Below are 14198 nucleotides of genomic sequence, written 5' to 3'. Positions count from 1 at the left end.
ATATTTATCTTATCATAGAATCATCAGCGGCTCGTCCTTGACCGGACGAATTGTCAGCGCTGTGCGTACTGAATCCACATTTGGGGCCGCGGTCAGCTCTTCAATGACGAAAGTCTGGAAGGTGTTGAGGTCGCGTGCAACGCAATGAAGCAGGAAGTCGGATTCGCCAGAAACCATCCATGCGCGGCGTACCAGAGGCCACTGCTTTGTTTTCTCCGCAAATGCCTTGAGATCGGCATCAGCCTGACGGTGCAAGCCAACCGAGCAGAAAGCTACCAGATCCTGGCCGAGCGCATTACCATTCAGGATTGCGCGATAGCCACGAATAACGCCGCTTTCCTCGAGTTTGCGTACACGACGCAAGCAAGGAGGGGCCGAGATTCCGACCCGTTCAGCGAGTTCGACATTGGTGATGCGCCCGTCATTCTGGAGCTCCCGAAGGATTTTCCAATCGATATCGTCCAGATCAGCCTTGATAGGCATGCAAAACTCCGCGCGCAAGGATATTTCAGTCGGTTGTAATTATAAAACACTCAGCGCTGGTATAGCGCAATCTAATCCTGCTCATACCAAAAGAAACGACAGGATGTAAACCGCCTAAAGCGTTGTTAGCGCATCCAGAAAGTACGTGTGAACAGGATAAATATGGTTATGAGCTCGAGGCGGCCGACCAACATGAGGAACGAGAGCACCCAAAGTGCGGGGTCATGGATCGTCGAAAAATTGCCCACAGGACCAATTGTATCGCCGAATCCGGGGCCAACATTGGATAATGCGGTCAGTGCGCCAGTGAAGGCGGACACGAAGTCGAGGCCAAGTGAGGCGAGCAAGACCGCGCCGATAATGAGCGATGCGATATAGAGAAACAGATAGAGCAATACGTTCTGGGCGATCTCGCCAGACACTTCTGATGAACCGTACCGGATTTTGATGACAGCGTGGGGCATGACGAGGCGTGCCAGATTGGCTTGTGTCAAGCTCCACAGGATGATGAGACGGTTCATCTTGATGCCGCCGGACGTCGAGCCTGCGCAGCCGCCCAGAAAGGACGCGAGGAAAAAGATGCCTATCGCGGGTGGTCCCCACAGTGAGTAATCTTCGGTTGTAAAGCCGGTGGTTGTGATGACCGAGACAAAGTGGAACGAAGCTGAAATCAGAGCATCGCCAAATGGAACGTTAGAACCAAGGCGCAGTACGACAGCGAGAACGAAGCTGAAACCGATTACGATGGTGAAGAAGAGTTTCACCTGGGGATCTTTCAGCAGTTCTGTACGGCGTGGCATAAATGCCTTGATGTATAAAACGAACGGCAGGGCCGACAGCACCATGAAAACTGTCGAAACAACCAGCAACATTCGGTTGCCTTGATAAAAGCCGAACGAATTATCATGGGTCGAAAAACCGGCCGTCGCAACCGTCGCCAAACCATGATTGATTGCATCGAAGATGCTCATCCCGACAGCGAAATAAGCGATCATGCAGGCGGCTGTCAGGGTGAGATAAGCCAAAATAATGCCAAGCGCGATCTGGTTCATGCGCGGCAGAATTTTTTCCGACTTGTCCGAGTTTTCCATATGGAACAGCGCCAGACCACCAGCTCGCAATGACGGCAGCATCAGGAGAGCCAAGCCGATGAAGCCAACGCCTCCGATCCAGCAAAGCAGAGAGCGCCACAGCAGAATACCACGCTGCATGTCATCAAGGCCTGTGAGTGCTGTAGCTCCTGTAGACGTTACACCCGACATGGCCTCAAAGAATGCCGTCGCATAGCTGATTGGCAGATGCGAAAAATAAAGCGGGATAGAGCCAAGAAAACTTGCGGTGAGCCAAAGGCAGGCAGTCAACAGAAAACCAAGACGTGGTGTGAAGCGTGTGTTCTGGTTCTGCGTGGCAAACAGGATCAGCGCGGATAGCGCTCCGGTTGCTGCCGCAGAGCGCACGAAAATCAGCCAGTCATCGCTGCCGTCGCGCAGATCGATGGCTGCAGGCAGCAGCATTGCAACAGCCATAACAAGGCCGAAACGCGCACAGATATTGGCGACTGTCTTATAGATGGCGGTCGGCTCCAGCGTTTTTTAGAAGCTGCTTCATATTCTGTGTGTTTAACGCGGGAAATTGCCAGCTGCAATGTGGTGTGACGTATAGCCATGCCGAAAGGTCACAAGCTGTGGCTAACGGGCTTCAAATGCTGGTCGAACCTTGCAATGGCCAGTTTGCAGACCTACCTTGGCCATAATATCAGGGCATTGGCAGAGCTGAGCGCGAAGGCGATTCTAGTAAGCCTGAAGTCCGCGATTTAAATCGATTTTTGGGACCGGAGAACTACCCATGTCACAGCGTCACGCGCCCGTCATTGTCATCGGCTCAGGTCCGGCAGGATATACAGCAGCCATTTATGCAGCGCGCGCCATGCTCAAGCCGATCATCATTACCGGTTTGCAGCAGGGTGGTCAGCTGATGATCACCACCGATGTGGAAAACTATCCGGGCTATGCCGAACCTGTTCAGGGTCCATGGATGATGGATCAGATGGCGACACAGGCTCAGAATGTCGGCGCTGAAATTCTTTATGACATCATCACAGAGGTCGATACGAAATCGCGTCCATTCCGCCTGATCGGCGATTCAGGCACGGTTTATACCTGTGATGCGCTGATCATTGCGACCGGTGCGCAGGCAAAATGGCTGGGGCTTGAGAGCGAACAGACCTTCATGGGTGGCGGCGTTTCAGCTTGTGCGACCTGTGACGGTTTCTTCTATCGCGGCAAAGATGTCGTGGTTGTCGGCGGCGGCAATACCGCTGTCGAGGAAGCGCTTTACCTTTCGCATATCGCGAAGAGCGTGACCGTTGTTCATCGCCGCGAAGGCTTCCGCGCAGAAAAGATCATGCAGGATCGCCTGCTGAACCGCGACAATGTTAAAGTCGTCTGGAACAGCGTCATCGACGAAATCGTCGGCACCGAGGCCAAGCCACCAATGGGCGCGACAGTGACCGGCGTGCGCCTCAAGAATGTTGTCACGGGCGAAACGGCTGTTCACGACGTTCATGGCGTTTTCATAGCCATTGGCCACGCACCTGCCGTTTCTTTGTTCGAGGGCAAACTCAAGCAGAAGCCAAACGGCTATCTTTGGACTGCACCTGATTCAACGTCCACTGACGTTCCAGGCATTTTTGCCGCCGGTGACGTTACGGACGATATTTACCGGCAGGCTGTAACGGCAGCAGGTATGGGTTGCATGGCTGCTCTGGAAGCAGAGCGCTGGTTGGCTGCACAGGAACCGCTGCACGAAGCTGCGGAGTAACGAGAGGGGGAGAAGGTGGTCGCACCGCTCGACTGGGATAAACTGCGCATATTCCATGCTGCCGCGGAAGCGGGGTCCTTTACCCATGCCGCGCAGACATTGCATCTGTCGCAGTCGGCTATTTCGCGTCAGGTCAGCGCGCTTGAGCAGGATGTCGGCGTTCCGCTGTTTCATCGCCATGCGCGTGGACTTATTCTGACGGAACAAGGCGAAACGCTCTATCGCACGGCGCATGACGTGCTGATGAAGCTCGAAAATGTCCGCTCCAAACTTGCCGAAAGCAAGGAAAAGCCGACGGGTCGCCTGCGTGTGACCACGACGGTTGGTCTTGGCTCGGGCTGGCTGATCGAGCGCATTCAGGAGTTTGTCGAGCTTTACCCGGATATTCAGCTGCAGCTGATCCTCGATAATGAGGAACTGGATCTGACCATGCGTCATGCGGATTGCGCAATCCGCTTGCGCCAGCCCCAGCAGCCTGACCTCATCCAGCGCCGCCTGTTCACCGTGCATATGCATGTTTATGCCTCTGCGGGTTATGTCTCGAAATATGGGAAGCTGAATTCCATAGACGAGATCGACCAGCATCGGGTTGTGACATTCGGTGAGCCTGCTCCAAGCTATCTGACAGGATTGAACTGGCTCGAGATCGCTGGTCGGTCCGATGGCAGCTCACGCATTCCGGTTTTGCAGGTGAATAATCTGCTTTCCATTCGTCGTGCAGTCCAGCGTGGTGTCGGAATTGCGGTGTTGCCTGACTATATGGCGGACAAGGAATCCGGGCTTGTTCAGCTTCTGCCTGAGCTTGAGGAAATCCCATCCTTCGACACGTTCTTCTGTTATCCGGAAGCGCTGAAGAATTCAGCCAAACTTCATGCTTTCCGTGACTTCCTGTTCTCGAAGGCAAGAAACTGGACCTTCTGATCTTCGTTTTTGACAAGAAAAGGCCGCGCTGGACAATCCAGCGCGGCCTTTTTGTTTTGTGAAGCTATTTGCGTGGCAGCAGGCGCTGAACTTCTTTCGATGCATCGGCAAGAGCATCTTCAGGCGATGCGGACTGCTCAACAACACGCGAGAGGTTGTCGACAATGGTCTGTGTTACCTTGACGCCGTTCGAGCCCGGGAATGCATACCAAGGGATCATGATCGACATCTGGCTCAGACCAGCTTTGAAGAGCGGATTTTCTTCATAGAATTTGCCGAGATATTCATCCGACTTCGCAGCCAGTTCGTTGTTCGGCACATAGCCGGTACCTGGTACAACGACCGATGCGCCATATGGGCCTGCAGCAAACTTGGCAAATTTCCAGGCTGCATCAAGCTTTGCCTGGTCTTCGGTCAGGATGACAACTGCATTACCACCCGTCGGCAAGCGACCCTTTTCAGCGTTAAGCAGTGGAATCTTGGCGGTGCGCATATCGAACTTATCGCCAACATTCTTGATTGTGTTGCGCAGCGCACCAGTGGTCTGGAATGCGAAGCCTACCTTACCAGCAGCAAAAGCCTGTTCACCCGCAGCCTTGGTCAGAACTGGCATGCCGCCTTCTTTCACCAAACGATCAACGAGTTTGAAGGCTTCAAGGCCTTCCGGTCCATTAAAGGCAACCTTCTTTTCGTCTTCAGTGAGCATGGTGCCGCCCGCGCCGAAAAGCAGCGCTGAGAACATCCAGTCGTCACCCTGCCAGCGGAAGTCGATGCCTTCATTGCCGTTGCCGAGTGCCTTGATTTTGCCGCCGAGCTCGATCACCTCGTCCCAGGTGGTTGGCGGTGTATCTGGGTTGCCGCCCGCAGCCTTAACCAGATCGGCATTGTAATACATGATCGGGTTTGACGTTGCGAAAGCAAGGCCAACCTGACGATCACCAACGCGAGCAAGGCTTAGCAGGCGATCGGTAAAGCCCTGAGCTTCAAGGTCTGCTTCCTTATCAACGAGCGGCTTCATATCGACGCCAATATTGCGTTCAGCCAGTACGCGCAGACGGTTCAAGCCAGTGAAAGTGATGTCCGGCAGTTCCGAGGTGCCAGCCTGACGCATGATTGTCTGGATGCCTTCTTCATAAGTCGCTGAGGGGCTTACGAAGTTGATCTTGATATCTGGATTTTCGTCCATGAACTTCTTCGAGATGTCGGCCATGACATCTTTGAAGAAACCGGGCATCGGATAATGCACGTTAAGCGTGGTTTCTGCGAAAGCCGGAGAGACGAGGCCGGTTGCAACAGCCAGAGCGGCAAGAGCGCTGGAAAGGCGTTTCATGGTTTAACTCCTTGGGAGGATAAGGGAGGGCGGGGAGGATTTCAGCCTTTGAGGCCGGTTAAAGTAATGCCTTCGATGAAGCGGCGTTGGGCTGCGAGAAACGCGAGGAGAAGCGGCAGGGTGATGATAAGCGTTGCCGCCATCAGTGCGCCATAGTCGTCGCCAGCTTCTGCTGCGCGGAAATAGAGGAGACCGAGCGGTGGTGTGGCCCGTTCCATGCCATTGACGACGATGAGCGGCCAAAACAGATCGTTCCAGTGTGCGACCACCGAAAAGATCGAGAAAGCGGTGATGGCAGGCCACGCATTTGGAACAATGACGCGCATGACGATGCCTGCTTCGGACATTCCATCAAGGCGAGCAGCGCTGATGAGGTCATCCGGAAGAGCACGGAAAAACTGTAGAAACAGGAAAATGCCGAAGACCGAAATGAAGAACGGTGCGCTCAGTGCGAAGTAGCTATTGAGAACGCCAAGCTGATTGAAGCCGACATAGAACGGGAGGGCCGTTGCATGGATCGGAACAAGAAGGCCAAGCATGACTAGCATCATCATCGTGCGCTGACCGCGAAACTGCAGCTTTGCCATTGCATAAGCACACGGTATGGCAATCACCACCTGTACGACGAGAACCAGTCCACAGACGACGACACCGTTAAACAGCAGAAGTCCCATCGGAACGCGCGTCAAAGCTTTGGTGAGGTTATCCCAAAGAGCCCAGTTCTGCGGAATGAGCGAAAGTGAAGAGGAAAAGATATCCTGTTGCGATTTGGCGGCCGTCGATAGCATGAAGATATAGGGTGCCAGAAAAATAAGCGCACCCAATGAAAGCAAGCCGAGACGGAAGGAACGGGCAAAAGTCATTTCTGGTTCCTCAATAATGGGTACGGCGGTCCAGCACGCGGAACTGCATCATCATCAGAACGATCAGCACAGCGAGGAAAATCACGGTCATCGCAGAGGCATAGCCCACGCGCAGATAGACAAAGCCTTCCTGATAAATGGTCCAGAGCAGCACTTCGGATGCTTTATTTGGACCGCCTTCGGTCAGTGTTTTGACTGTCTCAAAGACTTTCACTGCGTTGATAATGCTGATTGTCGTTACAAACAGCGTGGTGGGGCCGAGCAGAGGCCAAGTGACCAGACGAAACCGTTCCCAGCTGCTTTTCACGCCATCAACTTCCGCAGCCGAATAAAGTTCGCGTGGTATCGCGGTCAGGCCAGCAAGAAACAGAACCATGTTGAAACCGACGCTTTGCCAGACGCCAATGAGTGCAAGGCTAAAGAGCACGGTATCGCTGGAGCCTAGCCAGTTGGGGCCGGTAATGCCGATCATCCCAAGCATTGCGTTTACCGGACCAAGCGTTGGATGCAGCAGATATTGCCAGACGGTTGCCATGGCGACGAGAAGCGAAGCGACAGGAAGGAAGTAAACCGTGCGGAAAAATGATTTGCCGCGAACTTCGCTTTCAATAAGAAGCGCCACGCCAAGGCCCAGAAAAACGGAAGCCGGAGCTACGATGGCTGTGTAAACTGCCGTGTTTTTGAGTGAGATCAAAAACGTGCGGTCGGTGAATAACTCGCGGTAGTTATCAAGGCCGATAAATTCAAAGCCGTCATAGCCCAACTCGAAATTGGTGAGGCTCCAGAAGATCACAGCTGCTGTCGGTAACAGGATCAAAAGTGCTGTGAGGAGAATGGCCGGTGCCGCAAGCTTCCAGGCAAGGCGTTCTTCACGCCGGCGTGCCTTTGCTGCAGCCGTGCGAGCGTTGGTTAAACCCGTGTGAGGAAGAGCGGCGTCAGACATGAGCTGGCGCCTTTTCCCGCGGGGCAAGTTGTATTGCATTTCCGGTGGGTTGACGCAGACGCAGACCGTCGTCGCCAAAAAGATAGGCGTTTTCTGCATCAAAATGCAGGCCAACGGCTAAACCCGCTGCAATATGTTTTGCGTTCGCGGGATCAAGCTTGACTGTGAGATCCTGTGACGCGCCGGGAGCTTTTACATAGATCAACACTTCCGAGCCCAGGAACTCAATCCGCGAAACCGTGGCAGTGATACCGGTTCTGTCGTGTGGAACGATGCGGAAATGTTCGGGCCTGATGCCGACGCGGATTTGCGTGCCAGAATGTGCCGCGATGCCTTGCAGTATCGCGCGGCCAGCAAAATGGACGATGCCATTGTCGCTCACCAGAGCGTCAAGGATATTGATGCGCGGTGTGCCGATAAACTGAGCGACTTCAATATGTTTTGGATCATTATAGATTGCAGTTGGCGTATCAATCTGCAGTAACTTACCGCCCATCATGACGGCCACACGGTCGGCCATGCTCAGCGCTTCAGCCTGATCGTGCGTTACATAGATTGTCGGCACACCGGCGCGGCGATGTAGATCAACGATTTCCGCCCGGGTGTGAACCCGCAGATTGGCGTCGAGGTTGGACAGCGGCTCATCCATTAGAAACGCGCCGGGCTGACGGACAAGAGCACGGGCAAGCGCAACACGCTGGCGCTGGCCACCCGACATTTGGCCCGGCTTGCGATCAAGCAGATGATCGATTTTAAGGCTGGTTGCTGTCGCTTTGACCTGCTTTTGGATGGTTGCTCGCTTCTTGCGTTGCCCCGGAACGAGTGCGCCGACCAGTGGAAAGCGTTCCAGAGTGGTCATATCGCGCATGGCAAGAGGAACCGCGATGTTCTGCGCGGCCGTTAAATGCGGATAAAGTGCATAGGATTGAAAGACCATCGCCATGTTGCGGTCAGCAGGATGGGCGCCTGTGATATCGCGTCCGGCAATGGCAATGCTGCCTTCATCGGCGTGATCAAGGCCTGCAAGTATGCGCAGCAACGTGCTCTTGCCACAACCTGACGGACCCACGAGTGCAATAAACTCGCCTTCTGCGGCCTCAATGGAAATACCGTCAAGGATCTGATTGTTGCCGTAAGACTTGCTGATATCGCGAAGGACAAGCGTGCTCACTGAGTAGCCTCCTCAGCAAGCTTTTCCGCCTCACCATCGCCCGTGTGATGCGGATAGACTTCATGCACAACATCATCAATGACGTAAGGTGTAAGCTCTTCAATACGGACGATTTCACTTTTTACTGTTTCGCCGAGGTCGTGGATAGCTGCTCCCAGAATACGCTCACCGGGCAGGTCACGTTCCATGGCGCCCACTATGAATGCTGCTGCCGGTGCCCAGATATAGCTTGTACCATAAGCTTCCCCAGCCCATGCGCGGTGAAGATGGCCGCTTGCATGAAGCTTTACATTATTGGCAGCAAACAGATCGTAGAGGCGCTGACGTGGAGCGGGACGAATACCCCAGTAGCCCGTGTCCCCTTCATCTGGCTGATCGACGAAAACCGGCTTATGCGCAAAAATAGCAACAGGCTTGCCATCGCTGTTATTCAGCTCTGCCTCAAGCCATTGGAACTGTTCTTCTTCCTCAGCGGAGTCAGCACCGATAATCAGGCTGTTAAGTCCAATGATGCGCCAGTCGCCGAGATCTTTAGCCCAGTAGTCTGGACCGAAATGATCACGCCAACGCTTCAGGCGCTGCATGTTGACAGGTTGATGGCTGCCGGGCAGGTGGCCGATGTCGTGATTGCCGGGAAGGCTCAGCACAGGGGCGGTAAGTTCGGCGATACGTTCGCGGCAGAAAGCGAGATCCGCTTCCATATCTGCACCGTCAACGGTCAGGTCGCCGGTGTGAATGATGAGATCCGGCTTTTGTTCTTCAATCCACGCAACAAGGGGTGCCCAATTGCTGTTGAAGTGCGACTTGGTTGGGCTGAGGTGGGTGTCGGTAATCTGGACGATACGCAAGATGGCGCTCCTTGTTGGATAAGGGGTGCGCTGCAGCATGTGCCGTTTCGGCATTCAAAAAGGATGGCTGCGGCCTTGCGAGGGCTTCTATGCCTCTTCTGTGACAAGTCAGATTCAGTGCCATGATAGTTTCATGACAGCGGCGGATGCTTGCGATTTACGGAAGTGATTTGCTATTTTTAGAGGCAGTGATTGTTCGGCTATGCCTTCTGTTTGGGCGGCTCTATAATAGCCAGTTAAGAAAGTCGGATAAGTGGTTAATCTCTAACACTATGAATATATTGACTTTTTATCGATTTTCCAGCCATGCAAAAAACGCATAGCTGTATTGCGCTAAAGTTGCATTGCAAAAACAATGAGCACAAGGCATATATAAGTCATCTCAGCGCTGCGTTTCCTCCTCCCATTTGCGCGCGCTGAGTGTTCCCCTCTGGAGGTTCGCCTTGAAGGCACCTTCAAAACTCAAAGCCAGACATTTGTCTGGCTTTTTTTTTGGCTTTTCGCCAGATCTTGGTTTTTCTCTTGAGGTGAAGATACGAAAAAGGGGCCTTTCGGCCCCTTCGTCGTTTGTATTTTTAGCTTTTAACGCAGGCTTGCGCAGAAGCGCTGAATGCGTGAGCAGGCTTCTTCAAGCAGTTCGTCGGATGTCGCATAAGAAATGCGGAAGTTTGGTCCAAGGCCGAAAGCCGAACCATGAACGACTGCAACGCCTTCTGCTTCGAGCAGCTCAGTTACGAAGTCTTCGTCAGTTTCGATGACTTTGCCAGCTTCAGTCTTCTTGCCGATCAGGCCTGCACAGGATGGGTAAACGTAGAATGCACCTTCTGGCGTTGGGCAATGGATGCCGGTTGCCTGATTGAGCATTGATACGACCAGATCGCGGCGAGCCTGGAAGATCTTCTTGTTTTCCGGAATGAAGTCCTGTGTGCCGTTGAGCGCTTCAACAGCTGCCCACTGAGCGATGGAGCAAGCGCCGGAGGTCTGCTGACCCTGCACCATATCCATAGCCTTGATGAGCTGCAGCGGGCCTGCGGCATAACCAATACGCCAGCCGGTCATTGCATAGGCCTTCGATACGCCGTTCATGGTGAGCGTACGATCATAGAGCGAAGGTTCAACCTGTGCAGGCGTCGTGAAGACGAAATCGCCATAGACGAGATGTTCATACATGTCGTCGGTGAGGATCCAGACCTGCGGATGACGGACGAGAACGTCGGTCAGAGCCTTCAGTTCTGCTTCAGTGTATGCCGAGCCGGTTGGGTTCGATGGCGAGTTGAAGATCAGCCACTTGGTCTTTGGCGTGATCGCCTTTTCAAGATCGCTTGCAGTCAGCTTGAAGTTGTCTTCGATCTTCGTGTTGACGAAAACTGGCGTGCCGCCGTTGATTGCAACCATTTCCGGGTAGCTTACCCAGTATGGGGCAGGCACGATCACTTCATCACCTGGGTTCAGGGTCGCCATGAAAGCGTTGAACAGGATCTGCTTGCCGCCGGTGCCGACGATAACCTGTTCCGGCTTATAGTCGAGGCCATTTTCGCGCTTGAACTTAGCAACGATGGCCTGACGCAGCTCAGGAATACCAGCAACTGGCGTGTACTTGGTTTCGCCGCGATTGATCGCGTCGATGGCAGCCTTCTTGATATTGTCTGGTGTGTCGAAATCGGGTTCGCCCGCTCCGAGACCAATCACGTCCTTGCCCTTGGCTTTCAGTTCACGTGCTTTCTGGCTGACCGCGATGGTTGCAGATGGCTTTACACGAGAAAGGGCGTCGGCGAGAAATGCCATGATAGATCTCCATAGATGGCAGGATCAGATAACCGGCACCGGGCACGGTCCGGTTTTGCGGACTTTCTATGTCGCATCGGCGCACGAATCGCAACAAAAGCTTTGCATTTTCGCAAGAAATTCCGATTTCTCGCGCGATTGTGTTGCTGAAAAGTTCTGATCCATCAGAGATCCGCACATATTCGTTCAATGAAACTGATTGGACAGCTTTCAGTCTGACGGACATGTTATACCGGTATAGGAGAAGCAAATGCTCACGATCTATTCACAGCCAGATTCCGGAAATTGCTATAAGCCACGGCTTTTGCTCGCAAAACTCGGTAAGCCTTTCAAGCACGTCACCGTTTCATCCCTCGACGGTTCGACGCGAACACCTGAATATCTGGCGAAAAACCCGAATGGTAAGGTTCCGCTCCTTGAACTGGAAGATGGTCGCTTCCTTGCCGAATCGAATGCCATGCTTCTCCATCTGGCGGAAGGGACGCCCTATCTGCCGAAGGACGCTTATGAGCGGGCGCTGGTTTATCAGTGGCTGTTCTTCGAGCAATACAGCCATGAGCCTTATGTCGCTGTGCGCCGTGCCTTGATGGTCTATCCGGAGCGCGCCCGTGACGCGACGCCTGAACGTCTGGCATCGACGCTTGCCGGTGGCGACAAGGCGCTCGGCGTTATGGAAGAGCAATTGAAGAAGACACCTTTCCTGGCAGGTGACAGCCTGACGGTGGCTGATATTGCTCTTTATGCTTATACGCATGAGGCGCATCGGGGCGGCTTCAATATGGATCGCTATCCGGCAGTGAATGCGTGGCTTAAGCGCGTAGCAGCCGATGAAGGGCATGTTTCGATGGACTGGCTGCCTTAATGTTCAGGGCGGTTCCAGTTAATATTAAATTGTTGGAACCGCTTCATCTTTTTGTTTTACGTATTATCCCTACGCAACACCGCTTCGCAGTTTTGCTGGAAATGCTTTAATGGCCCATGAGGTCTCGCAAGCTGCGCGTGGCCATGACTTTGTAAGCCTTAATCAGCGCATGACATTCATCCTCCGCAACCTCGACGGCGATGCGCATGGTGGATTCGCCAAAATGCATCAGCAGAAATGCGGTTTCGTCCAGCTGGGCAGTTTCTTTATCGGGGGCGATCCGGCGAATTGTATCCGCTAGCAACTTGCCATTCTGGCGGCTTTCGGCAATCTCCAGCTTCGACAGGGATTTATCGGTCTGCGTGGCCGACCATATATCGCGCATTGCTGGTTCCAGCCGCATCAAAGCCAGATATTCGTCAATCAAGGCGTTAAATGCAGCAATCAATTCGTCGCTTGAATTTGCTGCGGCAAGTCCATCTTCGATGCACTGACGCGATTGCGCGTTACAGCTTTCAAACAGATACCGGATCAAGACGCTTTTATCGGGGAAATACTGATAGAGCGCACCGATCGAAATGCCGGCCTGCTGGGCAATTTCGCTCATCTTCAGACTGTCGCTGCCCTTTGCGGCGATCAGCGCGGTCGCGCATTCCGCTATGCGGCGGATTTTTTCCTGTGCCCGGCTCTGACTGGGCGTGCGCCGCAGGATTGCGGCACCGATTACTTCTGTTTCCGTACCCGAATTCTGCTTCATGACCGACTCACATTATCCGCTCTTGACAGAATATGAGGATTGCTCACATATTGCAAATATGAGGGATGCTCATATTTTGGGAGATGGAAAATGAATACGGACTCGAATGATCTTTATCTGGTGATCGGTGCGACCGGAAAAACTGGCAGGCGCGTTGCGGAGAAATTACGGGAAAAGGGCCTGTCTGTTCGTGCCGTATCGCGAAGCACGGAAATTGCCTTTGACTGGAATAGTCAATCCAGTTGGGCTGCGGCGCTTGAAGGTGTCACACGTGCCTATGTCACATATCAGCCGGATCTGGCTTTGCCGGGTGCAGTAGATGCAATCCGCGCATTTCTGATGGCCGCGAAGATGGCTGGTGTGAAGCATGTCGTGCTTCTTTCCGGGCGAGGCGAGGAGGAGGCCGAAGCTGCAGAGCAGGTGCTTCAAACCTCCGGCCTTGATTGGACCGTGCTGCGCGCAAGCTGGTTCATGCAGAACTTCAGTGAGAATTACATGCGGGATGAGCTTTTATCGGGGTCGCTGACGTTGCCGGTCGGGCAGACAAAAGAGCCGTTCATCGATGTCGACGATATTGCTGATGTGGCGGTTGCAGCCCTGACGCAATCGAGCCACCGCAATCGCCTCTATGAGCTAACAGGCCCGGAACTGCTGAGTTTTAACGATGCAGTGAGCGAGCTCGCAAGCGCTACGGGGAGGGAACTGTCGTTCTATTCTGTTTCGTTTGCTGATTATGAAGTGGCGTTGCGCGAACAGGCGCTGCCTGAAGATGTGATTGCACTTTTGCGCTATCTTTTCACTGAGCTTTTTGATGGTCGTAACGCCAAAGTGGCTCATGGCGTTGAGGAAGCTTTGGGTCGAAAGCCGCGCCGCTTTGCAGATTTTGCCCGCAAGGCCGCTGAAGAAGGCGCTTGGGAGGAAGGATCATGACGATGAGTTTTCAACTGCTTGTGCTGCTGACGGCATGGGGTAGTGCGATTACAGGCGGTATTTTCTATGCGTTCTCAAGTTTTGTGATGGCTGCTCTCGCACGCATTCCGGCAAATGCAGGCATATCGGCAATGCAGTCGATCAACATAACAGTGATTAATGGTACATTCTTTGCCGTCTTTTTTGGAACGGCATTGCTCTGTCTGGCGATAATTGCGCTCGGGCTGATGGGTTTTGGCAGCCTGTCGAAGTGGACGATGATCGGTGCTGGCATCTATCTGATCGGCACCATTGGCGTAACCATGATTCTGAATGTGCCGCTCAATGATCAGCTTGCCGTCATGGATGCAAATGCTGCTGCATCAGCGGATGTCTGGATCGCTTATGTGCGCGACTGGACTCTTTGGAACCATGTTCGCACCGTAGCAGCGTTGGTCGCAGCTCTTATGCTGGGAGCGAGTGCGCTGATAAAAGTCTGAATATTA

14 protein-coding genes and 1 pseudogene are annotated in these 14198 nt (G+C 53.5%); 5 read left to right on the top strand and 10 right to left on the bottom strand.

What is annotated here, in order from left to right:
- Window positions 1-12 precede the first annotated feature (12 nt).
- Both ABWV94_RS11535 and ABWV94_RS11530 read right to left on the bottom strand, forming a co-directional pair.
- Window positions 13-483, bottom strand: a complete 471-nt coding sequence (locus tag ABWV94_RS11535) for an Lrp/AsnC family transcriptional regulator (protein ID WP_007875947.1) — start codon at window positions 481-483, stop codon at window positions 13-15.
- 125 nt (window positions 484-608) lie between these two features.
- On the bottom strand, window positions 609-2009 hold the full coding sequence (locus ABWV94_RS11530; protein WP_113497929.1) for a TrkH family potassium uptake protein: 1401 nt from the start codon (window positions 2007-2009) through the stop codon (window positions 609-611).
- Between the two features lie 319 nt (window positions 2010-2328).
- Between ABWV94_RS11530 and trxB the strand changes: the two genes are divergently transcribed.
- Together trxB and ABWV94_RS11520 are read left to right on the top strand one after the other, a co-directional pair.
- Window positions 2329-3303 carry a thioredoxin-disulfide reductase gene (gene trxB, locus ABWV94_RS11525; protein WP_113497931.1) on the top strand — a complete coding sequence of 325 codons (975 nt, stop codon included), beginning with the start codon at window positions 2329-2331 and terminating at the stop codon, window positions 3301-3303.
- A gap of 15 nt (window positions 3304-3318) precedes the next feature.
- Window positions 3319-4224, top strand: coding sequence for a LysR family transcriptional regulator (locus ABWV94_RS11520; RefSeq protein WP_007875944.1), 906 nt, complete (start codon window positions 3319-3321; stop codon window positions 4222-4224).
- A gap of 64 nt (window positions 4225-4288) precedes the next feature.
- On the opposite strand, the gene ABWV94_RS11515 is transcribed toward ABWV94_RS11520, so the two are convergent.
- The 7 genes and pseudogenes from ABWV94_RS11515 to ABWV94_RS11485 all read right to left on the bottom strand — a co-directional run bounded on the left by ABWV94_RS11515 (window position 4289) and on the right by ABWV94_RS11485 (window position 11164).
- Complete coding sequence (locus ABWV94_RS11515; RefSeq protein WP_113497933.1) at window positions 4289-5554, bottom strand: ABC transporter substrate-binding protein; 1266 nt, start codon at window positions 5552-5554, stop codon at window positions 4289-4291.
- Window positions 5555-5595: 41 nt separating this feature from the next.
- Complete coding sequence (locus ABWV94_RS11510) at window positions 5596-6417, bottom strand: carbohydrate ABC transporter permease (RefSeq protein ID WP_007875942.1); 822 nt, start codon at window positions 6415-6417, stop codon at window positions 5596-5598.
- A 10-nt stretch (window positions 6418-6427) separates the two neighbouring features.
- Window positions 6428-7360, bottom strand: a complete 933-nt coding sequence (locus tag ABWV94_RS11505) for a carbohydrate ABC transporter permease (protein ID WP_113497937.1) — start codon at window positions 7358-7360, stop codon at window positions 6428-6430.
- Window positions 7353-8531: an ABC transporter ATP-binding protein gene (locus tag ABWV94_RS11500; protein WP_113497939.1), complete on the bottom strand. Its 1179-nt coding sequence runs from the start codon at window positions 8529-8531 to the stop codon at window positions 7353-7355. The genes ABWV94_RS11505 and ABWV94_RS11500 overlap by 8 nt, the downstream gene beginning before the upstream one ends.
- Window positions 8528-9379 carry a metallophosphoesterase family protein gene (locus ABWV94_RS11495; protein ID WP_113498120.1) on the bottom strand — a complete coding sequence of 284 codons (852 nt, stop codon included), beginning with the start codon at window positions 9377-9379 and terminating at the stop codon, window positions 8528-8530. Before ABWV94_RS11495 ends, ABWV94_RS11500 begins: the two co-directional genes overlap by 4 nt.
- Before the next feature lie 377 nt (window positions 9380-9756).
- Window positions 9757-9952 (bottom strand): annotated as a pseudogene (locus ABWV94_RS11490) (hypothetical protein).
- A 9-nt stretch (window positions 9953-9961) separates the two neighbouring features.
- Window positions 9962-11164 (bottom strand): pyridoxal phosphate-dependent aminotransferase, encoded by a 1203-nt coding sequence (locus ABWV94_RS11485; protein ID WP_007875930.1) that lies wholly within the window; start codon window positions 11162-11164, stop codon window positions 9962-9964.
- A gap of 250 nt (window positions 11165-11414) precedes the next feature.
- Here ABWV94_RS11485 and ABWV94_RS11480 point away from each other — a divergent pair, with 250 nt between their 5' ends.
- Window positions 11415-12026 carry a glutathione S-transferase family protein gene (locus ABWV94_RS11480; RefSeq protein WP_105518759.1) on the top strand — a complete coding sequence of 204 codons (612 nt, stop codon included), beginning with the start codon at window positions 11415-11417 and terminating at the stop codon, window positions 12024-12026.
- A 106-nt stretch (window positions 12027-12132) separates the two neighbouring features.
- Here ABWV94_RS11480 and ABWV94_RS11475 read toward each other — a convergent pair whose 3' ends face one another.
- Window positions 12133-12783, bottom strand: a complete 651-nt coding sequence (locus ABWV94_RS11475; protein WP_113497941.1) for a TetR/AcrR family transcriptional regulator — start codon at window positions 12781-12783, stop codon at window positions 12133-12135.
- A 90-nt stretch (window positions 12784-12873) separates the two neighbouring features.
- Here ABWV94_RS11475 and ABWV94_RS11470 point away from each other — a divergent pair, with 90 nt between their 5' ends.
- Both ABWV94_RS11470 and ABWV94_RS11465 read left to right on the top strand, forming a co-directional pair.
- Window positions 12874-13713, top strand: a complete 840-nt coding sequence (locus ABWV94_RS11470; protein WP_113497943.1) for an NAD(P)H-binding protein — start codon at window positions 12874-12876, stop codon at window positions 13711-13713.
- Window positions 13710-14192: an anthrone oxygenase family protein gene (locus ABWV94_RS11465; RefSeq protein ID WP_007875925.1), complete on the top strand. Its 483-nt coding sequence runs from the start codon at window positions 13710-13712 to the stop codon at window positions 14190-14192. Before ABWV94_RS11470 ends, ABWV94_RS11465 begins: the two co-directional genes overlap by 4 nt.
- The last annotated feature ends 6 nt before the right edge of the window (window positions 14193-14198 follow it).

Origin of the sequence: Brucella sp. NBRC 12953, assembly GCF_040369775.1 — a bacterium.
Classification (GTDB): domain Bacteria; phylum Pseudomonadota; class Alphaproteobacteria; order Rhizobiales; family Rhizobiaceae; genus Brucella; species Brucella pseudogrignonensis.
The sequence above is the reverse complement of the archived record's forward strand: the minus strand, read 5'-3'. Positions and strand labels throughout refer to the sequence as shown.